The organism is Streptomyces sp. NPDC001156 (genome assembly GCF_053598275.1).
The window spans coordinates 46676-67710 of the sequence record NZ_JBSFJX010000028.1 but is presented as its reverse complement, the minus strand read 5'-3'; the positions used below and the strand labels follow the sequence as shown (position 1 = coordinate 67710).

Here is a 21035-nt window from a genome sequence, read left to right as displayed (position 1 = left end):
TCAACAATCCGTAGAACGAAGCTATCCGCGGCTCTCGGCGCCGGTCAACACCCTCTTGCGTGCCGGGCCTTCCTCGCCTTCCATGGGAGACACGCCCACCTTTGCCATGTTCACGCCCGCCTGATACGGCTCTGTCACACTACGGTGCGCCCGGCTCGTCCGGCACCCGCCTCGCAAGGAGCCCCTCGTGCCCCACCTCAGCCGAGTCACGCGCCGCCTGGGCCTCAAGAGCGTCGCGGCGGCCGCGGTCACCCTCCCGCTGTCGAGTACGGCTCTGTCCCTTCAGCACGCCTCGGCCACCGATCCGCAGGACAGCCGTCTGGAGGTCATGTCGTTCAACCTGCGCTTCGCGAGCACCACCGAACCCAACAGCTGGGCCGTCCGACGACCGGTGATGCGCGAACTGCTGCACAGAGAGCGGCCGCACGTCCTCGGGACCCAGGAGGGCCTCTACCAACAGGTCCGCGACATCGCGGCCGACCTCGGAGCGGACCACGCATGGATCGGCACGGGCCGCGCGGGCGGCAGCCGTGACGAGTTCGTGGCCGTCTTCTACGACACCCTGCGGCTCACTCCGATGGAGTACGACCACTTCTGGCTCTCCGACACCCCGGAGGTAATCGGATCCAACACCTGGGGCGGTGCCTGCATCCGCATGGTCACCTGGGTCCGCTTCCGCGACGTGCGCCAGGGCGGACGGGAGTTCTACCTCCTCAACACCCACCTGGACAACGCCAGTCAGTATGCGCGCTCGCGCGCCGCCTCTCTGATCACCGACCGCATCGCTGGACTCGACCGCTCACTGCCGGTCGTGGTGACGGGCGACTTCAACACGGCGGCCCACAGGAATCCCGTCTACGACACACTTCTCGGCGCCGGACTCGTCGACACCTGGGATACGGCAGAGGAGCACTCCGCGCTGTACGGCACCTTCCACGGCTACCGGCCGCTGAAGCCGAACGGCGACCGCATCGACTGGATCCTGGCCACACCCGGCGTTTCGGCGCACCGGGCCTCGGTGAACACCTTCTCGCACAACGGCCAGTTCGCCAGCGACCACCTGCCCGTGCAGGCGTCGCTCACCCTGGGATGACAAGAGGCCCCGCTACCGCACCGGCGGTAGCGGGGCCTCGTGCCCGTAAAGCCGCTCAGCCCTTGCGGGACTTGATCTCCTCGGTCAGCTGCGGGACGACCTCGAAGAGGTCACCCACCACGCCGTAGTCGACCAGGTCGAAGATCGGAGCCTCGGAGTCCTTGTTGATCGCGACGATCGTCTTCGAGGTCTGCATACCGGCGCGGTGCTGGATCGCACCGGAGATACCGGAGGCGATGTACAGCTGCGGGGACACGCTCTTACCAGTCTGGCCGACCTGGTTGGTGTGCGGGTACCAGCCCGCGTCCACCGCGGCACGCGAGGCGCCGACGGCCGCGCCGAGGGAGTCGGCGAGCGCCTCGATGACCGCGAAGTTCTCCGCGCCGCCCACACCGCGGCCACCGGAGACCACGATCGCGGCCTCGGTCAGCTCCGGACGGCCCGTCGACTCACGCGGCGTACGGGCGGTGACCTTGGTGCCGGTGGCCTTGTCGGAGAAGGACACGGTCAGCGCCTCGACCGCACCGGCGGCCGGGGCGGCCTGCACCGCGGCCGAGTTCGGCTTGACGGTGATGACCGGGGCGCCCTTGCTGACACGGGACTTGGTGGTGAAGGAGGCGGCGAACACCGACTGGGTCGCCACCGGGCCCTCGTCGCCGGCCTCCAGGTCGACGGCGTCGGTGATGATGCCCGAGCCGATGCGCAGGGCAAGACGGGCGGCGATCTCCTTGCCCTCGGCGGAGGACGGCACCAGGACCGCGGCCGGGGAGACGGCCTCGTAGGCGGCCTGCAGCGCGTCCACCTTCGGGACGACCAGGTAGTCGGCGTACTCCGGGGCGTCGTTCGTCAGGACCTTCACGGCGCCGTGCTCGGCGAGCGCGGCGGCGGTGTTCTCCGCGCCCGCGCCGAGGGCTACGGCGACCGGCTCGCCGATACGGCGGGCCAGCGTGAGCAGCTCCAGGGTGGGCTTGCGGACGGCACCGTCCACGTGGTCGACGTAGACGAGAACTTCAGCCATGGGAATGGATCTCCTAGCGGATTGCGAAGTCTTCAGGGGCGGTGAGACTGGGAGCCTTAGATGAACTTCTGGCTGGCGAGGAACTCAGCGAGCTGCTTGCCGCCCTCGCCCTCGTCCTTGACGATGGTGCCCGCGGTACGCGCCGGGCGCTCGGCCGCGGCCTCGACCTTCGTCCAGGCACCCTCGAGACCGACCTGATCGGCCTCGATCTCCAGGTCGGACAGGTCCCAGGACTGAACCGGCTTCTTCTTGGCCGCCATGATGCCCTTGAAGGAGGGGTAACGCGCCTCACCCGACTGGTCGGTGACCGAGACGACGGCCGGCAGCTGCGCCTGAAGCTGCTCGGAGGCCGTGTCGCCGTCGCGGCGGCCCTTGACCACGCCGTCCTCCACGGACACCTCGGACAGCAGCGTGACCTGCGGGACGCCCAGACGCTCGGCCAGCAGCGCGGGGACCACACCGGCGGTGCCGTCGGTGGACGCCATGCCCGAGATCACCAGGTCGTACCCGGCCTTCTCGATCGCCTTGGCGAGCACCAGCGAGGTGCCGATGATGTCCGTGCCGTGCAGGTCGTCGTCCTCGACGTGGATCGCCTTGTCGGCACCCATCGACAGGGCCTTGCGCAGCGCGTCCTTGGCGTCCTCCGGACCCACCGTCAGGACGGTCACCTCGGCGTCGTCGGCGCCCTCCGCGATCTGCAGCGCCTGCTCGACCGCGTATTCGTCGAGCTCGGAGAGCAGACCGTCCACGTCGTCCCGGTCGACGGTCAGGTCATCGGCGAAGTGCCGGTCGCCAGTGGCGTCGGGCACATACTTCACAGTGACAACGATCCTCAAGCTCACGCCGGCTCTCCTACTGCATCGTCATTTCTGGGCTGCCTTCTTCCAGGCAGCATAGGCGCCTGAAGCGGCCGATCCCGGTCGGGGCGACCCCGCGCTCCGAACGAAATATTACTCACCAGTACATCCAGTGAATGCCCGCTAAGCAAGCGCTTTGAACTGTGACCTTGACAACGCTGCGTAACCAGCCGGACGACCGGCCCTCAAGCCGGCGGAGCGGGCTGTGGCTTCCTCCGGCGGCACGCGCCCGGACCGACAGGCGCTCCCAGCGTCCCGGTGCGCGCCCAGACCGACAGGCGGTCGAGGCGCCCCCGTCCCGGGCGGCGGGTGCTCAGTCCCTCAGGCCGTTGAAGCGTCCCTGGTGATAGAGCAGCGGGCGCCCGGCTCCCGAGGGGTCGCCCAGGACGACCTCGGCGAGCACGATGCGATGGTCCCCCGCGGGGACGCGCGCGACGACACGGCACACGAGCCAGGCGAGCACGTCGTCCAGCACGGGAACCCCCTCGGGCCCCTGGCGCCACCGTGTGGGCGCGCCGAAGCGGTCGGCGCCGCTCCTGGCGAACGTATGGGCCAGGGCTTCCTGGTGTTCGCCGAGTATGTGCACGCCGACGTGGTCGGCCTCGGAGATGACGGCCCAGCTGGAGGAGCCGGCCCGGATGCCGAACGAGATGAGCGGGGGCTCGGCGGAGACGGAAGTGAGGGAGGTGGCGGTGAAGCCGACCGGCCTGCCGCTCCCTTGGGCGGTGATCACGGCCACTCCGGCCGCGTGCCGCCGGAAAACGGAGCGCAGCAAGTCGGGCGAGGCGAGCTGAGGGGTACCGAGGCCGGGCGTGGCCGTCATGGAACTGTCCTTCTGCGACGGTGACGTGGAGGGCTCCCCGCTCATGGGACCCCCGCTCGAGCAGAGCCGAGAGTGGGGGAAGGGCCGCCGGCGGGGGATGATCCGTGGCTACTCAGCAGTCCGGACAGCGCGCACTCGCGGTGCGGGCCAGGTCCACGTGGACCCGTTCGAAGAGATGGAGTTCCGGGGGCATGGGGTCAGGCTGACGATAGATGGTGGGTGCAGTCAAGTCGGTTCCGGTATCTGGGAGATACGTCATCCGCTGCCTCACAGTCACCTCACATGCTTCGGAGGGCCTGGCCGTGCGGCCGAGGAGGTGTCAGACCGCCTCGCCGAGCGCGGCGATCACATCCGCCTTGCGCGGCTGCCCCGTGGCCCGTCGAACGATCCGCCCGTCCGCGTCCAGGACGAGCACGGTGGGCGTCTTGAGGATGTCGAGCGCTCGGACGAGTTCGAGCCGCTGCTCGGCGTCGATCTCCACATGGGCGACACCGGGCACCATGTCTGCCACCTCGACGAGGACCCGCCGGGTCGCCCGGCAAGGGGCGCAGAAGGCACTGGAGAACTGGACGAGCGTCGCCCGCTCGCCGAGCCCCTGGCCCAACTCGGCGGCACCGAGCCGCTTTCCGCCGTCCCGCACGCGCACTCTCACTCTCCCGCTCCGCCACCGGTGCAGCACTCCGAACGCACTCGCCAGTACGAGCACGGTCACACACACCACGAGTCCGCTCATCATCAGCTCCAGCATTCACAAGACTGCAAAGATTCCCGACTCCAGGAATCGTTGCCGCTGCGGAATGCTTGATTCATGGACATCGATACGAGGGGGCCGCGTTTCGGGGCGGCCGTGACGACCGTGGTGCTGGCCGTCGTCCTGGTCACCGGCAGCGCCTGGCTACTGGCCTGGCAGCTCCTGGTGTTCGCCCTGGGCGCGGCCGGGGGTGTGACGCGAGCTCCCTACGGGTGGCTGTTCCGGAGGTTCGTACGGCCCCGGATCGGGCCGCCGACGGAGTTCGAGGCCCCGCAACCACCGCAGTTCGCACAGGCGGTCGGCCTCGTCTTCGCCGCCCTCGGGCTCGTGGGCTATGTCGCCGGGTGGCAGTGGCTCGCATTCGCGGCGACCGGGGCCGCGCTCGCCGCCGCCTTCCTCAATGCCGCGTTCGGGTACTGCCTGGGGTGCGAGTTGTATCTGCTGGTACGCCGGGCGGTGATGCGTGCGGAGTAGCCGGACGGCGGCAGGGCGCTGCGCAGGCGCGCCGACAAGTGCTGCGGACGGGTGACGTGACGAGGATCTCGCCGCGCACCGGCACCAGAACTGGCCCCGCGTCCGTTCTTCGGGCACGATCTGCGAGATGCCGCAAACCTACGGCAGCGTAACTTCCGCCGGGAGTCCCTTCCCAGGCATAGAGAAGGGTCTGTCCCGTCCATGGCTGAGCTCGTCTACCGTCCCGTCATCGGTCTCGCCCTCACGATGTTCAAGGCATGGGACCTCAAGATCGACTGCAAGGGGTCGGAGAACATCCCCCGGTCGGGCGGCGCGGTGCTGGTGAGCAATCACATCAGCTATCTGGACTTCATCTTCAACGGCCTCGCGGCACTCCCCCAGAAGCGTCTGGTGCGCTTCATGGCCAAGGAGTCCGTCTTCCGGCACAAGGTCTCCGGCCCGCTGATGCGCGCGATGAAGCACATCCCGGTGGACCGCAAGCAGGGTGAGGCGGCGTACGAGCACGCGTTGGGCTCGCTCAAGGCGGGCGAGGTCGTCGGGGTCTTCCCGGAGGCCACGATCTCGCAGTCCTTCACGCTGAAGAGCTTCAAGTCGGGCGCCGTGCGCCTGGCCCAGGAGGCAGGTGTCCCGCTGATCCCGATGGCCGTGTGGGGTACGCAGCGGCTGTGGACCAAGGGGCACCCACGCAACTTCCGGCGCAGCCACACCCCGATCACGATCCGGGTCGGCGAGGCAGTCGAAGCCTCGCGCGACACCTACGCGGGTGCGCTCACACGCCAGATGCGCGAGCGCGTCCAGGAACTGCTGGAGGCCGCGCAGCGCGCCTACCCCGTGCGCCCGAAGAGCCTGGACGACACCTGGTGGATGCCCGCCCACCTCGGCGGCACGGCACCCACCCCCGAGCAGCTGCGCGCCGCCGAGGCGCACTGACCCAGGTCAGGCAGGGGCGTGGACGGTGATCCGCGCCCCAGGGCTGAACTTCTCGAGCAGTTCGGCGAGTTCGGCTCCGGCCTGCTCCATCTCGGACACCGGCATCGGAGCCAGGCCCTCCAGCAGGAAGAGTGCCGAGGTGGAATTCTCCGTGAGCCGGGTGCGCGGTCCCTGGCGCCAGTTCCAGCGGCGGCAGGTCACGGCCCTCTCGTCGCGCCAGACCACCTCGCCGGCGTCCGGGTGCTCGACCGCTTCCTCGCCCTCCGCCACGGTCACGAACTCCTCCTCGCCCGTGGCTCGTACGAGGTGCATGGAACCCTCGATGAGGTAGAGGTCCTCTCCGCCGACCGGGATCAGATGGGCGACGCTGATCGCGTTGTAGATGTCGACGAGCACATTGATCCGGGGCAGGCCGGCGTCGGACAGAGCGCGCTTCGCCAGCGCCTCGGCCGAGTTGCGGGTCCGCGAGGGCTTGGCGCCGAAGGCCGTGTACGTCGCACGCCAGGCCGCCATGTGGGGATCCTCGTGCGGTGCGCGGCCGTCCAGGCGTACCGCCAGCCGACGGGCCGCGTCGTCGAGCAGGGCCGCAGTGCCTTCGGTGCTCGGCCCGTTGACGAGGGCGTGGGCCTCGATCGCGATGTGCGTGAAGCCGGGCGCCAGGGTGCGCACCGCGTCGGACACGGTCAGGTTGGGAGTCATCGCCTGCCTCAGAGTGCGGTGGGGAGCGTCTTCCCGAGGGTCTCTCGGCCGGGCGCGGCCTGGAGGGCGTTCAGCACGACCGGATGAGGTACAGCATACAGGACTGGATAGTCCGCTTCATTGCACTCCTTCTCGGGTACCCAGGCCAGCCGCTCCCCGTCGAGGGAGAACCGGGCGTCGACGCCCGGTTTGTTGCCGCGAGGGTCCTGCCGGTGCCAGGCGCCGCCGAACCGCACGGCGACCAGCCCATGGACGATGTGGCCGTCGCCGTCGTCGCACCGAAGCCGCTGGTAGCAGAGCGCGGTCGGGATGTCCTCGGCGCGCGGCAGGGCGGCCAGCGCGTGCGCCTTGGCATGACAGATGCCAGTGCGCTGCTCGAGCACGTCGGAGGCGCGCCAGGTGACCCGCGGATCGCCGCTGTCGCCGGAGTGCGGAATGGAGTCGCGTACTAACTCGTACGCTGCCTGCGCATAGGTATACGAGTCCACCGCACGGCTCGCGAGGCGTGCGGTGGTGCTGCGAACCACCGGATGATGATGGTCGATGACCTCGTCGGCGACCAGGCAGGCGTAAAGGTCAGGGGTCTGCTGGATCAGCTCCATGCCCGCAGAGCATAGGAATGCGGCCGATCATCGAGCAATTGATTTTCGATCGGCCGCATAGCTATGCAGAATCTGACCTCGGCCGGGCGCTACCGCGCCATCTCCTCCTTGAGGGCCGCCACGAACCGGTCCACGTCCTCTTCGGTCGTGTCGAAGGCGCACATCCAGCGCACGACGCCCGCGGCCTCGTCCCAGAAGTAGAAGCGGAAGCGCTTCTGCAACCGCTCGCTCACATCGTGCGGCAGACGGGCGAAGACGCCATTGGCCTGCACCGGGTAGAGGATCTCCACGCCGTGGACCGCACGCGCGCCCTCCGCCAGCCGCTGCGCCATCTCATTGGAGTGACGGGCATTACGCAGCCACAGGTCCTTGGCGAGCAGGGCCTCCAACTGCACTGACACGAAGCGCATCTTTGAGGCGAGCTGCATGGACAGCTTGCGCAGGTGCTTCATGTGGCGGACGGCGTCCTGGTTGATGACGACGACCGCCTCGCCGAACAGCGCGCCGTTCTTCGTGCCACCGAGGGAGAGGATGTCGACGCCCACGGCGTTGGTGAAGGTCCGCATCGGCACGTTCAGGGAAGCGGCCGCGTTGGCTATCCGCGAGCCGTCCAGGTGCACCCTCATCCCGTGCGCATGGGCGTGCTCGCAGATCGCGCGGATCTCCTCCGGCGTGTAGAGGGTGCCGAGCTCGGTGCTCTGGGTGATCGAGACGACCTGCGGCATGGCGCGGTGCTCGTCGTCCCAGCCGTACGCCTGCCGGTCGATGAGCTCGGGCGTGAGCTTGCCGTCCGGCGTGGGCACGGTGAGCAGCTTCAGCCCGCCCATGCGCTCGGGGGCGCCGCCCTCGTCGACGTTGATGTGCGCGCTCTCCGCGCAGATGACCGCGCCCCAGCGGTCGGTGACCGCCTGGAGGGCGACGACGTTCGCACCGGTGCCGTTGAAGACCGGGAAGGCCTCGGCCGTCGCCCCGAAGTGACCGCGGACGATCCCCTGCAGGTTCTCGGTGTACGCGTCCTCGCCGTAGGCGACCTGATGGCCGCCGTTGGCCACGGCCAGGGCGGCGAGCACCTCCGGGTGCGCCCCGGCGTAGTTGTCGCTTGCGAAACCGCGGACCTGCGGGTCGTGGTGGCGACGCGCGTCGGTCCTGGGAGGGTTCACGGCTTCTCGGTCAGCCACAGACGGTTTCCGTTCACTTCGGCTGCGGGCTTCTCCCAGACCCCGGCGATGGCCTCGGCCAGGTCCTTCACGTCGGTGAAGCCCGCGAACTTCGCGTTGGGACGCTCGGCGCGCATCGCGTCGTGCACCAACGCCTTCACCACCAGGATCGTAGCCGCCGCACGCGGTCCCTCGGCGCCCCCGGCCTTGCGGAAGAAGTCGGCCATGGCCAGCGTCCACGCCTCGGCGGCGGCCTTGGCGGCCGCATAGGCGGCGTTGCCCGCGGAGGGATTGCTGGCGCCCGCGGCACTGATCAGGACGTACCGGCCGCGGTCGCTGCGCTGCAGCGCCTCGTGGAAGGCGAGCGTGGTGTGCTGCACGGTGCGGATGAGCAGCAGCTCCAGGAAGTCCCAGTCGTCGAGGCTGGTCTTGGTGAAGGTCTCGCTGCCCCGCCAGCCGCCGACGAGGTGCACGACGCCGTCGACGCGGCCGAAGTCCTTCTCGATGTGGGTGGCCCAGGCATGGGTGGACTGCAGGTCCAGGAGGTCCACGGTGTCCCCGACGACCGTGGCGCCGCCGTGGGCGTAGCGGGCCGCGTCCACGGCCTCCGAGAGCCGCTCGGGGTCGTTGTCCGCCGCGACGACGGTCGCTCCCGCATCGGCCAGGCGCTGCAGTGTCGCCCGGCCGGCGGGTCCGCCCGCGCCGGCCACCGCGATCACCGCACCGCTCAGTGGCCCGTTCCCGTTCCCCATCTTCGCCTCCTGCTGAGCAGTGTTGGTGCGGTCGCTCACGCGGCGATCCGCTCGGCGCCGTCCGCCGTGATGCCCTTGGTGGAGGCGATCACATTCTTCAGCTTCTTGGACAGTGCCTCGTAGAACATGCTCAGCGGAAACTCGTCCGGAAGCACGTCATCGACGAGCTTGCGCGGCGGCAGGGACAGGTCGAGGGCGTCGGGACCCTTGGCCCACGTGGAGCCCGGGTGCGGGGCGAGATAGGTGGAGACCAGTTCGTAGGCCTTGAACCAGTGGACGAGCTTCGGGCGGTCGATGCCCTCCCGGTACAGCGTCTCGATCTCCGTGCACAGCTGGTTGGTGATCTGCGGGGCGCGCTGCCAGTCGATGGACAGCTTGTTGTCCGTCCAGCGGACCACGTCGTGCTTGTGCAGGTAGGCGAAAAGCAGCTGGCCGCCGAGACCGTCGTAGTTGCGCACACGCTCGCCCGTCACCGGGAACCGGAACATACGGTCGAAGAGCACCGCGTACTGCACGTCACGACCCTGCGGGAAGCCGTCGGCATCCAGCTTCACGGCCTCCTTGAAGGCAGTGAGGTCGCACCGCAGCTCCTCCAGGCCGTACATCCAGAACGGCTGGCGCTGCTTGATCATGAAGGGGTCGAACGGCAGGTCACCGTGGCTGTGGGTGCGGTCGTGGACCATGTCCCACAGCACGAAGGCCTGCTGACAGCGCTCCTGGTCGTGGACCATGGCGGCGATGTCCTCGGGCAGCTCCAGGCCCAGGAGGTCGACGGCGGCCGCGGTGACACGGCGGAAGCGGGCCGCCTCGCGGTCGCAGAAGATGCCGCCCCAGGAGAACCGCTCCGGGGCCTCGCGCACGGCGATGGTCTCCGGGAAGAGGACAGCCGAGTTGGTGTCGTAACCGGCGGTGAAGTCCTCGAAGGTGATGCCGCAGAACAGCGGGTTGTCGTAGCGGGTGGCCTCCAGCTCGGCGAGCCAGTCGGGCCAGACCATGCGCAGGACGACCGCTTCGAGGTTGCGGTCGGGGTTCCCGTTCTGCGTGTACATCGGGAAGACGACCAGGTGCTGGAGCCCGTCCCTGCGGTCCGCGGCGGGCTGGAAGGCCAGCAGCGAGTCAAGGAAGTCCGGCACCTTGAAGCCGTCGTCGGCCCAGCGGTGCAGGTCCTTCACCAGCGCCTCGTGGTAGGCGTTGTCGTGCGGCAGCAGCAGGGAGAGCTCCGCGACGGCGTCCGCCACACGGCGCACCGCGAGGACGGCGTCAGCCGGGGCCGGCGCGGCCTCGGCGTCGAAGTCGATGGAGCCGTCCTTGGACTGCCATGGCCGGATCTGTTCCACGGCACTCTTGAGCACGGGCCAAGCCGGATGGTCCACCACCCTGCCCTGCGGAGGAACCTGCCCCTCCGGACCCAGCTGCACAAGAATTTCCGTCATGACCCAACCTCCACGGGAGAACCTCGCGTAAGGACACCGTATGCATACGAGGTTTCTTCCAGCAAGAGGGCCCTCGGGAAATTATCCTGCCCTCCCCCCGGCTTCACCGCTCTTTTTCCTGTCGGACGCCCACAGGTCGATGAGTTCCTCGAACCATCACCCGACTGCGCGAAGGCCGCCGGCGAGCCGGCCAGGCCTCGGGAACACCCATCACCGGGTGACGCTCAGAGCGGACGGCGGCCGCGGGACATCTGAGACGAGAGGGGCGAAGTCCGGCCGGACGGGCGGACACGGCATGAGTCAACGCCCTAGCGACACGCCCACCATAGAGCGACACACGGTCGGCGGGACCGTCCGGATTCACGCCGCGCCGCGTACCCATTGGCCGTGCACGAGCGGGTTCAGCGGAGAGCCGGGCCATTAGGCTGCGGCCTTGCCGTGCCGGTGTCGGGACGCCGTGCGCGGCAGCCGAGCCGCCGTCGACGGAAGCGAGTTGAACCTTGAACTTCCTCACCATCGGTCACCGCGGAGTCATGGGTGTCGAGCCCGAGAACACCCTCCGGTCCTTCGTCGCCGCCGAGCACGCGGGCCTGGACCTGATCGAACTCGATCTGCATCTGAGCAAGGACGGCGCCCTCGTGATCATGCACGACGCCGACGTGGACCGTACGACCGACGGCACCGGACCGATCGCGGAGAAGACCCTCGCCGAGCTGCGGACCCTGGACGCCGGTCGTGGTGAGCGCGTGCCAGTCTTCGAGGAGGTCCTGGACGCGGTCCGGACGCCGGTCCAGGCGGAGATCAAGGACGTGGCGGCCGCGCGGGCGCTGGCCGAGGTCATGCACCGCCGGGACCTGGTGGGCCGGGTGGAGGTGTCGTCGTTCCACGACGAGGCCGTCGCCGAGATCGCCCGGCTGGTACCGGGCGTGCGCACCGCCCTGATCGCCGGCCGCTACGGACCCGATGTGGTGGAGCGCGCCGTCGAGGCCGGCGCCGGAACGGTCTGCCTCAACATCCGCCGGCTCACCCTCGAGGTCGTCGAGCACGCCCGCGAGGCGGACCTGAGGATCATCGCCTGGGTCGTCAACACCCTGGACCACCTGCGGCTGGTCCGCGCCCTGGAACTGGACGGCGCGACCACCGACTACCCGGAGATCAAGCGCACCGGCCGGTTCACCGCGTGAGCGTCGCTCCGGGCGCCGCGCCCGGAGTCAGACCAGCGGCTTGACCAGCAGCTCGAACTGCAGGTCGGCGCGCTGCGGGATGCCGAAGCGCTCGTCGCCGTACGGAAAGGGGGTCATCCGTCCGGTACGGCGGTAGCCGCGCCGCTCGTACCAGGCGATGAGGTCCTCGCGGACGGAGATCACGGTCATATGCATCTGTGAGACGCCCCAGTCCTCGAGGGCCGTGCGCTCCGCCTCGGCGATGACGACCTTGCCGAGGCCCGCGCCCTGAAGCGCCGGGCTGACCGCGAACATGCCGAAGTAGGCGTGGTCGTCCCGGCGCTCGAGCTGGCAGCAGGCGACGAGCGCCCCGCCCCGCTCGACCATGAGTAGCCGGCTGTCCGCCGCGCCGATGACCTCGAGCACGCCCTCGGGGTCGGTGCGCTGCCCCTGCAGGATGTCCGCCTCGGTCGTCCAGCCGGCCCGGCTGGAGTCGCCGCGGTAGGCCGACTCGATCAGCGCGACCAGCGCGTCGACGTCGGCGTCGGTGGCGTCGCGGAAGATCAGGCCGGTCGTGGCGGCGGTGGCTGCTGTGGCGGCGGAGTCCATGGACTGCTTCTCCGTTTCGGTGGCGCGGCGCGGGCACGGACGAGAGTAGTCCTCGCACTAGGCTCCGGACGCATGGTCCACGTACTGAGCAGCCGCATCCTCTTGCGCCCCTCCGACCCGGAGCGCTCCCGGGCCTTCTACGGCGGGAAACTCGGGCTCCCGGTCTACCGGGAGTTCGGCACGGGGCCGGAGCGCGGAGTGGTGTACTTCCTCGGCGGCGGCTTCCTGGAAGTGGCGGGCCGCGACGAGGCGCGGCCCTCCCCCGCTCTGAAGCTCTGGCTGCAGGTGCCGGATGTAGCGGTCGCACACCGGGAACTGGCCGAGGCAGGGGTCGAGATCGTGCGGCCGCCCGTGAAGGAGCCCTGGGGCCTGATCGAGATGTGGATCGAGGACCCGGACGGCACACAGATCGTGCTCGTGGAGATCCCGGCCGACCACCCCCTGCGGTACCGCCCGGGAATCTGATGCCTCCGGCCGGGTGCGGGACTAGCCTCTGAAGGGGACGCGAGCGGTGGGAGGCACGCCATGAGGCTCGAGAAACCGGTGCCCGGAGGACCCTGCTGGACCGAGCTCGGTACCAGCGACATGGAGGCGGCCAAGCGGTTCTACGCCGACCTGTTCGGCTGGCGGCCGGAGACGGATCCCCGCCAGGAGGCGGGCGGGTACACGGTCGCGCATCTCGGCGACGCGGCGGTCGCGGCCCTCTCGCCGCTGTACCAGGAGTCACAGCCGGTCGCCTGGAACGTGTCGTTCGCGGTGACCGACGCGGAAGCGGCGGCGGAAGCGGTGCGGGCGGCCGGCGGCACGGTGATCCTCGGGCCGATCGACGTGTTCGACGCCGGCCGCTTCACGGTTGCGCGCGACCCGGGCGGCGCGGCCTTCCAGATGTGGCAGCAGCGGACCTTTCCCGGTGCGGGGCTGTTCAACGCGCCCGGCTCGCTCGGCTGGGTGGAGCTGCTGACCCGGGAACCCGACAGGGTCACCGACTTCTACACCACGGTCTTCGGCTGGAGCGTGAACGCCTCCGAGGAATACACGCAGTGGGGGATCGACGACGCCGACTTCGGCGGCATGCTGCCGATGGACGACCGGTTCGCGGCCGAGGTGCCGCCACACTGGTTGCCCTACTTCGCGGTGGAGGACGTGGACAGCACGGTGTCCGCGGCGACGCAGGCGGGTGCGAGCGTCCAGACGAAACCGGTATCGGTCCCCGACGGTCCCCGCATCGCCGTCCTGAAGGACCCGCAGGGCGCCGTGTTCGGCGTGTACACGGAAGGCCCGGAGGCCGAGGACTAGGCGCTGTCGGGCGCCCCGGCGGCGTGTGCGGTCAGCCGCGCGCAGCGCCGAGCCGGCCCTCCAGCTGGACGAGCAACTCACCGAGCAGAGAAGCCAGTTCGCGCTGTCCGCCGACGTCGAGACCGGACAGCACGGCTCTCTCGTAGGAGAGCTGCTCGGGCAGGATGCCGTCCACGAGGTCGCGGCCCGCGTCGGTGAGGTGGACACGGGCCACCCGGCGGTCCCGGGTGTCGCCGCGCCGCTCGACCAGGCCGCGTTCGGTCAGCTGCTTGAGGCGTTTGGTGACGGCGGCACCGGAGGAGAAGGTCTCGCGGGCGATCTCACCGGGCGTCAGCTCGTGGCCGGTGCGCCGCAGGGTGCCGAGTACGTCGAACTCGGGCCGGGTCAGCCCCACCCGGCGCAGCGGCGCGTCCTCCGCCTGCTGGAGCAGGGCGGCACACCGATTGACGCGGCCGATGATCTCCATGGGCCCGGTGTCGACGTCGGGCCGTACCGCGTGCCACTGGCGCACCACGGCCGCGACGATGTCGTCCGCAGGGGCACGCCCGGGCGACTGCCCGACGTCCGCGCCGTCACCCGTGTCCTTCCGCCCGGCGGCTCCGGTCCCCGGCCCTCCGTTTCCTGCCGTCATGCCCGTACGCCTTCCGAGGTGTGCAGTCCCTGCCGTCGTACCGTCGCGGCGAGCGTACGGTGCCCGTCCTGCTCGGCGCGCAGCACCCGCTCCTCCGGCAGGGCGCGCTGCCACCATTCGCCGGAGGCGGCGTCGGCCGCGGCGCGCAGGTCCACGACGGCGGCGGCCAGAGCGCGGCGCGCCCCCTCCAGGTCCGCCGGCCCGGGGCGGTCCGCCACAAGGACGCGGGCGGCGCGCTCACGGCTCTGCTCCACTGCGGCGAGGGCGTCTTCGATACGGTCACCGGCGCGCCTGTTGGTGACGGCGATCGCGGCGGCGAAGCCGACCAGCGCCCCGATGAGGGTGTCCACGACCCGATCGGTCATCAGCGCGCCCGGCTCCTGGTGGTGGCCGAACTCGGTGATGAGCAGGGCCATCGGCGTCACGCAGACGCTGCCGATCCAGTAGTTCCGGCTGATCAGCGCCTCGGCGCCGAAGTTGAAGGCGAGACCGCACAGCACCAGGGCCAGCTGGCTCAGATGGGCGACCGGGGCGACGGCGGCGAACAGCAGGACCCCGACGAGGTTGCCGACGACCCGCTGGATGCCGCGGCGCCAGGTGAGGGTGACGTTGGCCTGGTAAATCGAGGCGGCGGTGACCAGCGCCCAGTACGGGCGGCCGACGCCGAGTGCGAGCGAGACGTATCCGGCGAGGGCACAGCCGAGCGCGGTGCGCAGGACGAGGGGGGCGAGCGGGGCGAGCCTGTGGTGCAGCGGGCGCGGCGAGCTGTCGAGTTCGAGTTCCACGCCGAGGAGTTCGTCGGCCGCCTCGCCGAGGTCGTCCGGCCGCGGAACGGGCCCCGTGCCCCGCAGTGTGCGGGCCCAGGCACGCAGTCGCTCGGGGTCGGTGTCCGCGGGCGCCGCGAGCGCCACCTCGGCCCGGACGAGGAGCCGTTCCAGGGCACTCCGGGGCGCGGAGCGGGCGCCGGTGGACAGCAGTGACTGCCAGGCGGTGTGCACGGCGGCCGCGGCACCGGCCCGGGCGGCGGTTTCACCGGTCGCCGCGAACGCGGCGGCGGCGCTCAGGGCGTGGGCGGTGGCCCGGCGCTCGGGGCCGTGGGGCCGCAGCAGACCGGGGGCCATGCCCACGATCCAGGACCAGGCGCCCGCCGCTGTGGCGAGGGCGACATGGCCGGGCACCTGGCCGAGGGACTGCGGCATGAACAGGGCCGCCGAGGTGACGAAGGTGAAGATCACATTGCCCGGGGGGCCGAGACGGGTCGCGTCGCACAGCGCCTTGTGGACCGCCGCGAGCAGGGCGCCGACGGTGACCAGCACCACCGGGTTCGTGGTCAGCGACGCCGCGACCAGGGAGACGGCCAGGCCGCTCACCATGGCGAGGACGACCCGGAGGAGGATCCCCGCCCTGGCCGAGTACGGGCGGTTGTGCGCATAGAGGGCGCAAAGCGAGCCCGCCATCGTGTACGCCGCGAGATCGAGGCGGCCCAGGGCGAGCAGGGTGAGGTTCGGAGGTGCGACTCCGGCGACCACGCTCAGCGCGGGCTTGAACCAGATGTCGGAGGGCCTGCCGAGGCGTAGGAGACCGGACAAGGGAAGCGGACGCACTCGGGAGGATCGGCGGTTCGCACTGCTCATGACGATAAGTTTAGCAGGTGTTTTACTCGTAAATAATTGGACCGCGGCCCCGGCCTGCGGCTCGAGCCTCCCGCGCTCCCCCTTGTACCCCTGTGCGCTCGCTTGCGCACCATCCGTGACGGGAATGCCTCCAGCGACTGTCCGAGACCGTCGAACGGGGGAGGTGCGCGGTGCACGGACCGTCGTCACCCGGCTGGCTGCTCGTCGCGCTGTGTACGGCGACCGGGGCCTACTGTCTGCTGCGCATGCGCAGCGCCGTCGAGGAACAGCGCCGGGCCGCGGGCGGCGAGGCACTGATGGGGTTCGGCATGGCCGCGATGGCCGTGCCGACGGCGGTGGCCGCGCCGCCCCGCTGGGCCCTGATCGCCTACGTCGTGGTCTTCGGCGGCGCGGCCGTGCGCACCCTGTGGGCCGCGCGTAGCGGAGGCCACCACCTGCACCACCTGGTGGGAGCGTTCGCCATGGCGTACATGGCGGCGGCGATGGTCTCCTCTCCGGGGCACCACGGCCACAGCGGCATCGCCCCGGTCACCGCGGCTCTCCTGCTCTACTTCGCGATGTACGTGCTGTGGTCCGGAGCGCGGTTGGTGCCGGTCGCGGCGACGGCCGGGGCCGGGGGCGCACGCCTCGTCGGCTGGGGCGACCGACCGGAACTGGCACGCGCCTGCCGGCTGTCGATGGCCATCGCGATGCTGGCGATGCTCCTCACGCTCTGACCAGGGCGCATCGCGCTCTGACGGCGCCACACGCGAAGAGGACCCGCCCTTCCCCGGCGCCGAGGCGGACTGTCGGCCGGTGCCGTGGCGAACTGCTTCCGGCGCCCGGGCGAACCGCCTCTGGTGCCGTGGTGAACTCCCCCGGTCCCGTCGCCGACGGTGGCGTACGTCACTTTGCCGCGACAGTACGTACCCCATGACGACACCCGGCTCATAGGCTTCGGCCCATGATGGTCCCCGCGGCACTGCTGCTGCTCGGCGCCCTGACCGCCGTTCTCGCTCCGCGGCTGCTCGCCCGGGCGGACTGGCCGGACCGAGAACCGGTGGTCGCCCTGTGGGTGTGGCAGTGCGTGGTGGCGGCGGTTCTGGTGTGCTGCGCGCTGTCGATGACGCTGAGCGCGGCCGCCGCCTGGGCGGCCGTGAGGGGCCATGTGTTCGCCACCGCGCCGAACTCGGTCGTGGACGCCTACGCGCTGGGTTCCGGGAGCACGTGGGCCGCTACCACCGCCGTGGCACTGGCGTGCGGCGGGGCGTGGAGCGCGGCGATGCTGGTCCGTGAGGTCGCCAGGGCGCGGGCCCGGCGTCGGCAGAGCAGGGCCGAACTGCTCGTACGGGCCCCGCTGTTGCCCGGCGAGGAGACCCGCAGGGACCGGCTGGTGGTCCTGGAGGGAGATCGTGCGGAGGCCTGGTGGCTGTCCGGCGCCACTCCCCAACTGGTCGTCACCACGGAGGCGTTGCGCCGGCTGAAGGGCAAGCAGCTGGACGCGGTGCTCGCCCATGAGCAGGGGCACGCGCGGGCCCGCCACGACTGGCTGCTGCACTCCTCGGCCGCGCTGGCCAACGGATTTCCCCAGGTGCCGGTCTTCGCAGCGTTCCGCGACGAGATGCACCGGCTGGTCGAACTGGCCGCCGACGACATGGCCTCGCGCCGCCACGGCCGCCTCACCACGGCTCTCGCCCTGGTCGAACTCAACGAGGACCGGGGCGTCTTCGGGCCCTGTCCCACCCCGCAGGCCCATGTTCCGCATCGTGTCCACCGTCTCCTCACGCCCCCGGACCGGCTGCCGGCGGCACAGCGGCTGCGGCTGACGGCGACCGCGGCACTGGTTCCGGTGATCCCCGTGCTGGTGGCGTTCATACCGGGGCTGCGGGCACTGGGGTGAACCGGCCGCCCGGGTCACACGGGCGCCGTGTCCGTTGACCGGAAGGCCCGCACAGGGGCGAGGATCAGGGTATGCAGCCCCTGCCCGTCGACTCGCCGATCCGGCGCCCGGCCCCGCGAGGTGCGGAAGTCGCCGCCACGGCCCTGGGCTGCGCGTCGCTGCTGCTTCTGGTGCTGGTGACCATCCCCTGGCACCCGCTCGTGGCGCTGGACGCGGACATCGCGCGCACGATGCACGGCTGGGCGCTCGACAACCCGGGCCTCACCCGCACGGCCCGCTTCCTCACGGACTGGGTGTGGGACCCGGCGACCATGCGCATCCTGTGCGCGGTCGCGGTGTTCTGGCTCCTGTGGCGGCAGCGGGACCGCCGGCTCGCCCTGTGGGTGGCGGCCACCTGCGCGCTGGGCGCGGTCGCGCAGAACGTCGCCAAGGCGGCCATCGGCCGAGCACGCCCCGAGTGGCCCGACCCACTCGACGTGGTGCACAACGGGGCCTTCCCCTCCGGTCACGCGATGACGGCGGCTCTCGTGTGCGGGCTGCTGCTGTGGGTTCTTCGCCGGTACGGCGCCAGGGGCGTGCTGTGGTGCACGGCGCTGACCGTGGCGGTGGTCTCCGTCATCGGGGTCGGCCTGACCCGGGTCTGGCTCGGCGTGCACTGGCCGTCGGACGTGCTGGGCGGCTGGCTGTTCGGGGCGCTGCTGGTCGTGCTCGCCATGGCGTCCTACGAGCGGTGGGGCGGAGCGGAGAAGAACACGACCAGGCGGGTGGGGCGTTCTTGACGCGTGCACAGCGGGTCGCGAAACATCGTCCCCATGGCGATCAAAGGCGTGCTCTTCGACTTCTCCGGAACGTTGTTCCGTATCGAGTCGGCCGAATCCTGGCTGCGCGCGGCACTGGCGGAAGCCGGTGTCACGCTGCCCGAGGCCGAGTTGGTGCGCACGGCCGAGCTGCTGGAGTCGGCGGGCGCACTGGCCGGTGGTTCCTTCCCCGAAGGGCCGCTGCCGGACGACCTCGCCACGCTGTGGGCCGACCGGGACCGCAGCGCGGAGGCGCACCGGGCCGCGTACACCGGCCTGTCCCGTCGGGTGCCGTTGCCGGACCCGCGACTCCATGACGTGCTGTACGACCGCCATATGAGTCCTGCCGCCTGGCGGCTCTACCCTGACGCCGCCGAGGTGCTCGGCGCCCTACACGGACGCGGAGTGGCCGTCGGCGTGGTCAGCAACATCGGCTGGGACCTGCGGCCGGTCTTCCGGGAGCACGGCGTCGACCCGTACGTCCACACATACGTGCTGTCATACGAGCACGGCATCCAGAAGCCTGACCCCCGGCTGTTCGCACTGGCCTGCGACGCGCTCGGTGTCGCCCCGCAGGACACGCTCATGGTCGGCGACAACCGACGGGCGGACGGCGGGGCCGCGGCGCTCGGCTGTGCGGTGCACTTCGTCGACCATCGCCCGGTGACCGAGCGCCCGGACGGGCTCCGGCCCGCGCTGGACCTGATCGGCTGACCCCGCCCCCGTCTCAGCCCTGGTAGCCCTCGACCTCGGACGCCGGCCGGACACGCGCCTCGTCCGGGTTCTCGCCGAACTCGGCCTTCGCGCGACGCTGGCGCAGCAGGTCCCAGCACTGGTCCAACGCTTGTTCCAGCTCGACGAGCCGTGCGTGCTCGGTGGAGCTGTCGATCCGGCCGGACGACACCGCCTCACGCAGGCCGCGTTCCTCGTCCACCATCGCCGTGATCCTTGCCAGGATCTGGTCTTCACCCATGTGCGTCATGCCTCCTTGGGACTCGTGCCCACTCTAGGGACGGTCCGGCTCCTCTGCGACAGCTGTGCCGCAGGCCTCGTCCTGCGCCGGTGGCCGCTCAGGGCGGCGCGCAGGGGCGGACCCAGGATCCGTCGTACATCCGCGGCGTCCAGTGCCTGGACCGGGCCGAGCGGGTTCAGATAGCGGGTGAAGATCAGGCCGCCGAGCACGGCGACGGCTGCCGTGGCCCGGTCCGTGGCGTCCCGGCCGCCGAGATGGCTCGCGATCCGGCCGAGGATCTCACGCTCCAGGAACTCGCGGAACACCCGCATCACGTCCTCGTCCCGCAGCGCTGTGCCGTCCATCGCCGCGAATCCGCTGCCGGACGGGTCCTCCCACAGGGCGGTGACGGCATCCAGGAGGCGGTCGGCGAGCCCCGCCTGATCACCGTCCAGGGCGACCACGATCGCGTTCGACTGTCCGCAGCGCAAATTCATCGACTCGCCGAACAGACCCTGCTTCGAACCGAAGTGGTAGCCGATGAGCGCCACGTCCACCTCGGCCTCGGCGGCGATCGCGCGCAGCGTCGTGCCCTGGTAGCCCCGCTCCAGGAAGAGGGTGCGGGCGACCCCGGTGATACGGGCTCTGGTGGCGGGGCGGCCCGGTGGCCGACCGCGGGATTTATTCATCAGCGTTGAATATCCCCGCCCTCGATCGCCACTGTCAAGGCACGAACCGACCATCGAGAGGAAACACGTCATGCGCATCGTCGTTTTCGGAGCGGGCGGACCCACAGGCCACCAACTGGTCGCCCAGGCACTGGCGGACGGGAACGAGGTCACGGCGGTGACCCGCCGGCCGCATCCGATGGCCGGGCGCGCGGGGCTGACCATGGCCGATGCCGACGCCACCGACGCGGATGCGGTCGACACGGTGATCGAGGGCGCCGACGCCGTACTGTCCGCGCTGGGGGTGCGGCCCGGGCGGGCACCGGTCACCCTCTATTCGGCGGCGGCCCGGAACATCGCCGACGCGATGGGGCGGCACGGTGTGAAGCGGCTGGTCGCGGTGAGCTCCAGCGTCCTCGACCCGGCCTGGCGGCCCAGCGGGGCCTTCTTCTTCAACCACGTGCTGGACCCGTATGTGAACCGGGTCATCGCCCGCACCGCGCACGAGGACATGCGCCGCATGGAGGGGGTGCTGCGTGGCACCCCGCTGGACTGGACCGTCGCACGCCCGTCCGGTCTCTTCGACCATCCCGAGCCCACACGCTACGTGGTCGCGGAGAGCAGTGCGGACGGCGTGTTCACGGCCCGGGCCGATCTCGCGGCGGCCATGCTGCGGGAACTGGTGGACGGGCGGTATGTGCGCAGGGCGATGGGCGTGGTCACACGGGATGTGAAGCCGAGCATTCCGCGGCTGATCTGGCGTGAGGCGGTGCGCGGGCGATAGTTCCGGCGTCCGCCCTGGACCATCCCCCGTGTG

At 70.6% G+C, this 21035-nt stretch carries 25 protein-coding genes; 11 read left to right on the top strand and 14 right to left on the bottom strand.

Features of this window, described 5'->3' with window-relative positions:
• The first annotated feature begins 187 nt into the window (after positions 1 to 187).
• Positions 188 to 1093, top strand: a complete 906-nt coding sequence (locus ACWDA7_RS16860) for an endonuclease/exonuclease/phosphatase family protein (RefSeq protein ID WP_450605021.1) — start codon at positions 188 to 190, stop codon at positions 1091 to 1093.
• Between the two features lie 55 nt (positions 1094 to 1148).
• On the opposite strand, the gene ACWDA7_RS16855 is transcribed toward ACWDA7_RS16860, so the two are convergent.
• The 4 genes from ACWDA7_RS16855 to ACWDA7_RS16840 form a co-directional block, all read right to left on the bottom strand.
• Positions 1149 to 2111, bottom strand: a complete 963-nt coding sequence (locus ACWDA7_RS16855) for an electron transfer flavoprotein subunit alpha/FixB family protein (protein ID WP_450605019.1) — start codon at positions 2109 to 2111, stop codon at positions 1149 to 1151.
• 56 nt (positions 2112 to 2167) lie between these two features.
• Positions 2168 to 2953, bottom strand: coding sequence for an electron transfer flavoprotein subunit beta/FixA family protein (locus ACWDA7_RS16850; protein ID WP_450605017.1), 786 nt, complete (start codon positions 2951 to 2953; stop codon positions 2168 to 2170).
• A gap of 328 nt (positions 2954 to 3281) precedes the next feature.
• Positions 3282 to 3791: a flavin reductase family protein gene (locus ACWDA7_RS16845; RefSeq protein ID WP_450605015.1), complete on the bottom strand. Its 510-nt coding sequence runs from the start codon at positions 3789 to 3791 to the stop codon at positions 3282 to 3284.
• A 319-nt stretch (positions 3792 to 4110) separates the two neighbouring features.
• Positions 4111 to 4524 (bottom strand): TlpA family protein disulfide reductase, encoded by a 414-nt coding sequence (locus ACWDA7_RS16840; protein WP_450605042.1) that lies wholly within the window; start codon positions 4522 to 4524, stop codon positions 4111 to 4113.
• Between the two features lie 75 nt (positions 4525 to 4599).
• Between ACWDA7_RS16840 and ACWDA7_RS16835 the strand changes: the two genes are divergently transcribed.
• Positions 4600 to 5016 carry a DUF4395 domain-containing protein gene (locus tag ACWDA7_RS16835; RefSeq protein WP_450605013.1) on the top strand — a complete coding sequence of 139 codons (417 nt, stop codon included), beginning with the start codon at positions 4600 to 4602 and terminating at the stop codon, positions 5014 to 5016.
• A gap of 201 nt (positions 5017 to 5217) precedes the next feature.
• Positions 5218 to 5946, top strand: a complete 729-nt coding sequence (locus tag ACWDA7_RS16830) for a lysophospholipid acyltransferase family protein (RefSeq protein WP_450605011.1) — start codon at positions 5218 to 5220, stop codon at positions 5944 to 5946.
• Positions 5947 to 5952: 6 nt separating this feature from the next.
• Here ACWDA7_RS16830 and ACWDA7_RS16825 read toward each other — a convergent pair whose 3' ends face one another.
• The 5 genes from ACWDA7_RS16825 to ACWDA7_RS16805 form a co-directional block, all read right to left on the bottom strand.
• Positions 5953 to 6645: a B3/B4 domain-containing protein gene (locus ACWDA7_RS16825; RefSeq protein ID WP_450605009.1), complete on the bottom strand. Its 693-nt coding sequence runs from the start codon at positions 6643 to 6645 to the stop codon at positions 5953 to 5955.
• An 8-nt stretch (positions 6646 to 6653) separates the two neighbouring features.
• Positions 6654 to 7247 carry a transglutaminase domain-containing protein gene (locus ACWDA7_RS16820; RefSeq protein ID WP_450605007.1) on the bottom strand — a complete coding sequence of 198 codons (594 nt, stop codon included), beginning with the start codon at positions 7245 to 7247 and terminating at the stop codon, positions 6654 to 6656.
• Between the two features lie 89 nt (positions 7248 to 7336).
• Positions 7337 to 8407, bottom strand: a complete 1071-nt coding sequence (locus ACWDA7_RS16815) for a threonine aldolase family protein (protein WP_450605005.1) — start codon at positions 8405 to 8407, stop codon at positions 7337 to 7339.
• Positions 8404 to 9156 (bottom strand): SDR family NAD(P)-dependent oxidoreductase, encoded by a 753-nt coding sequence (locus ACWDA7_RS16810; RefSeq protein WP_450605040.1) that lies wholly within the window; start codon positions 9154 to 9156, stop codon positions 8404 to 8406. Before ACWDA7_RS16810 ends, ACWDA7_RS16815 begins: the two co-directional genes overlap by 4 nt.
• Positions 9157 to 9191: 35 nt before the next feature.
• The gene (locus tag ACWDA7_RS16805; RefSeq protein WP_450605003.1) at positions 9192 to 10589 is read right to left on the bottom strand and encodes a DUF6421 family protein; all 1398 of its coding nucleotides are present in this window, start codon (positions 10587 to 10589) and stop codon (positions 9192 to 9194) included.
• A gap of 500 nt (positions 10590 to 11089) precedes the next feature.
• Between ACWDA7_RS16805 and ACWDA7_RS16800 the strand changes: the two genes are divergently transcribed.
• The gene (locus ACWDA7_RS16800) at positions 11090 to 11773 is read left to right on the top strand and encodes a glycerophosphodiester phosphodiesterase (protein ID WP_450605001.1); all 684 of its coding nucleotides are present in this window, start codon (positions 11090 to 11092) and stop codon (positions 11771 to 11773) included.
• 27 nt (positions 11774 to 11800) lie between these two features.
• Here ACWDA7_RS16800 and ACWDA7_RS16795 read toward each other — a convergent pair whose 3' ends face one another.
• Positions 11801 to 12361: a GNAT family N-acetyltransferase gene (locus ACWDA7_RS16795; RefSeq protein WP_450604999.1), complete on the bottom strand. Its 561-nt coding sequence runs from the start codon at positions 12359 to 12361 to the stop codon at positions 11801 to 11803.
• Between the two features lie 72 nt (positions 12362 to 12433).
• On the opposite strand from ACWDA7_RS16795, the gene ACWDA7_RS16790 reads away from it, so the two are divergent.
• A complete protein-coding gene (locus ACWDA7_RS16790; protein WP_450604998.1) occupies positions 12434 to 12826 on the top strand; it encodes a VOC family protein in 393 nt (130 codons plus the stop codon).
• Positions 12827 to 12886: 60 nt separating this feature from the next.
• Entirely contained in the window at positions 12887 to 13657 is a 771-nt protein-coding gene (locus ACWDA7_RS16785; protein WP_450604996.1) for a VOC family protein, read from the top strand.
• A 31-nt stretch (positions 13658 to 13688) separates the two neighbouring features.
• On the opposite strand, the gene ACWDA7_RS16780 is transcribed toward ACWDA7_RS16785, so the two are convergent.
• Positions 13689 to 14288 carry a MarR family winged helix-turn-helix transcriptional regulator gene (locus tag ACWDA7_RS16780; protein WP_450604994.1) on the bottom strand — a complete coding sequence of 200 codons (600 nt, stop codon included), beginning with the start codon at positions 14286 to 14288 and terminating at the stop codon, positions 13689 to 13691.
• Positions 14285 to 15922 carry an FUSC family protein gene (locus ACWDA7_RS16775; protein ID WP_450604992.1) on the bottom strand — a complete coding sequence of 546 codons (1638 nt, stop codon included), beginning with the start codon at positions 15920 to 15922 and terminating at the stop codon, positions 14285 to 14287. The genes ACWDA7_RS16780 and ACWDA7_RS16775 overlap by 4 nt, the downstream gene beginning before the upstream one ends.
• A gap of 170 nt (positions 15923 to 16092) precedes the next feature.
• Between ACWDA7_RS16775 and ACWDA7_RS16770 the strand changes: the two genes are divergently transcribed.
• The 4 genes from ACWDA7_RS16770 (at position 16093) to ACWDA7_RS16755 (ending at position 19312) form a co-directional block, all read left to right on the top strand.
• Positions 16093 to 16638, top strand: coding sequence for a DUF5134 domain-containing protein (locus tag ACWDA7_RS16770; protein WP_450604990.1), 546 nt, complete (start codon positions 16093 to 16095; stop codon positions 16636 to 16638).
• A gap of 227 nt (positions 16639 to 16865) precedes the next feature.
• A complete protein-coding gene (locus ACWDA7_RS16765) occupies positions 16866 to 17801 on the top strand; it encodes a M56 family metallopeptidase (RefSeq protein WP_450604988.1) in 936 nt (311 codons plus the stop codon).
• Positions 17802 to 17872: 71 nt separating this feature from the next.
• A complete protein-coding gene (locus ACWDA7_RS16760; protein WP_450604986.1) occupies positions 17873 to 18580 on the top strand; it encodes a phosphatase PAP2 family protein in 708 nt (235 codons plus the stop codon).
• Between the two features lie 33 nt (positions 18581 to 18613).
• Positions 18614 to 19312 carry an HAD family hydrolase gene (locus tag ACWDA7_RS16755; RefSeq protein ID WP_450604984.1) on the top strand — a complete coding sequence of 233 codons (699 nt, stop codon included), beginning with the start codon at positions 18614 to 18616 and terminating at the stop codon, positions 19310 to 19312.
• Between the two features lie 13 nt (positions 19313 to 19325).
• Here the strand turns inward: ACWDA7_RS16755 and ACWDA7_RS16750 are convergent, their stop codons facing one another.
• Together ACWDA7_RS16750 and ACWDA7_RS16745 are read right to left on the bottom strand one after the other, a co-directional pair.
• The gene (locus tag ACWDA7_RS16750) at positions 19326 to 19571 is read right to left on the bottom strand and encodes a DUF2630 family protein (protein ID WP_359402547.1); all 246 of its coding nucleotides are present in this window, start codon (positions 19569 to 19571) and stop codon (positions 19326 to 19328) included.
• Between the two features lie 5 nt (positions 19572 to 19576).
• Complete coding sequence (locus ACWDA7_RS16745; RefSeq protein WP_450604983.1) at positions 19577 to 20239, bottom strand: TetR/AcrR family transcriptional regulator; 663 nt, start codon at positions 20237 to 20239, stop codon at positions 19577 to 19579.
• 70 nt (positions 20240 to 20309) lie between these two features.
• Between ACWDA7_RS16745 and ACWDA7_RS16740 the strand changes: the two genes are divergently transcribed.
• Positions 20310 to 21002 carry an NAD(P)-dependent oxidoreductase gene (locus ACWDA7_RS16740; RefSeq protein WP_450604981.1) on the top strand — a complete coding sequence of 231 codons (693 nt, stop codon included), beginning with the start codon at positions 20310 to 20312 and terminating at the stop codon, positions 21000 to 21002.
• Positions 21003 to 21035: the final 33 nt, after the last annotated feature.

Excerpts from the sequence above, each read along its gene's own strand:
- ACWDA7_RS16810 (WP_450605040.1), bottom strand. The coding sequence starts at position 9,156 with ATGGGGAACGGGAACGGGCCACTGAGCGGTGCGGTGATCGCGGTGGCC.
- ACWDA7_RS16755 (WP_450604984.1), top strand. The coding sequence starts at position 18,614 with ATGGCGATCAAAGGCGTGCTCTTCGACTTCTCCGGAACGTTGTTCCGT.
- ACWDA7_RS16830 (WP_450605011.1), top strand. The coding sequence starts at position 5,218 with ATGGCTGAGCTCGTCTACCGTCCCGTCATCGGTCTCGCCCTCACGATG.
- ACWDA7_RS16775 (WP_450604992.1), bottom strand. The coding sequence starts at position 15,922 with ATGAGCAGTGCGAACCGCCGATCCTCCCGAGTGCGTCCGCTTCCCTTG.
- ACWDA7_RS16745 (WP_450604983.1), bottom strand. The coding sequence starts at position 20,239 with ATGAATAAATCCCGCGGTCGGCCACCGGGCCGCCCCGCCACCAGAGCC.
- ACWDA7_RS16825 (WP_450605009.1), bottom strand. The coding sequence starts at position 6,645 with ATGACTCCCAACCTGACCGTGTCCGACGCGGTGCGCACCCTGGCGCCC.
- ACWDA7_RS16790 (WP_450604998.1), top strand. The coding sequence starts at position 12,434 with ATGGTCCACGTACTGAGCAGCCGCATCCTCTTGCGCCCCTCCGACCCG.
- ACWDA7_RS16780 (WP_450604994.1), bottom strand. The coding sequence starts at position 14,288 with ATGACGGCAGGAAACGGAGGGCCGGGGACCGGAGCCGCCGGGCGGAAG.
- ACWDA7_RS16840 (WP_450605042.1), bottom strand. The coding sequence starts at position 4,524 with ATGAGCGGACTCGTGGTGTGTGTGACCGTGCTCGTACTGGCGAGTGCG.
- ACWDA7_RS16805 (WP_450605003.1), bottom strand. The coding sequence starts at position 10,589 with ATGACGGAAATTCTTGTGCAGCTGGGTCCGGAGGGGCAGGTTCCTCCG.
- ACWDA7_RS16795 (WP_450604999.1), bottom strand. The coding sequence starts at position 12,361 with ATGGACTCCGCCGCCACAGCAGCCACCGCCGCCACGACCGGCCTGATC.
- ACWDA7_RS16750 (WP_359402547.1), bottom strand. The coding sequence starts at position 19,571 with ATGGGTGAAGACCAGATCCTGGCAAGGATCACGGCGATGGTGGACGAG.
- ACWDA7_RS16835 (WP_450605013.1), top strand. The coding sequence starts at position 4,600 with ATGGACATCGATACGAGGGGGCCGCGTTTCGGGGCGGCCGTGACGACC.
- ACWDA7_RS16740 (WP_450604981.1), top strand. The coding sequence starts at position 20,310 with ATGCGCATCGTCGTTTTCGGAGCGGGCGGACCCACAGGCCACCAACTG.
- ACWDA7_RS16855 (WP_450605019.1), bottom strand. The coding sequence starts at position 2,111 with ATGGCTGAAGTTCTCGTCTACGTCGACCACGTGGACGGTGCCGTCCGC.
- ACWDA7_RS16765 (WP_450604988.1), top strand. The coding sequence starts at position 16,866 with ATGATGGTCCCCGCGGCACTGCTGCTGCTCGGCGCCCTGACCGCCGTT.
- ACWDA7_RS16845 (WP_450605015.1), bottom strand. The coding sequence starts at position 3,791 with ATGACGGCCACGCCCGGCCTCGGTACCCCTCAGCTCGCCTCGCCCGAC.
- ACWDA7_RS16760 (WP_450604986.1), top strand. The coding sequence starts at position 17,873 with ATGCAGCCCCTGCCCGTCGACTCGCCGATCCGGCGCCCGGCCCCGCGA.
- ACWDA7_RS16820 (WP_450605007.1), bottom strand. The coding sequence starts at position 7,247 with ATGGAGCTGATCCAGCAGACCCCTGACCTTTACGCCTGCCTGGTCGCC.
- ACWDA7_RS16785 (WP_450604996.1), top strand. The coding sequence starts at position 12,887 with ATGAGGCTCGAGAAACCGGTGCCCGGAGGACCCTGCTGGACCGAGCTC.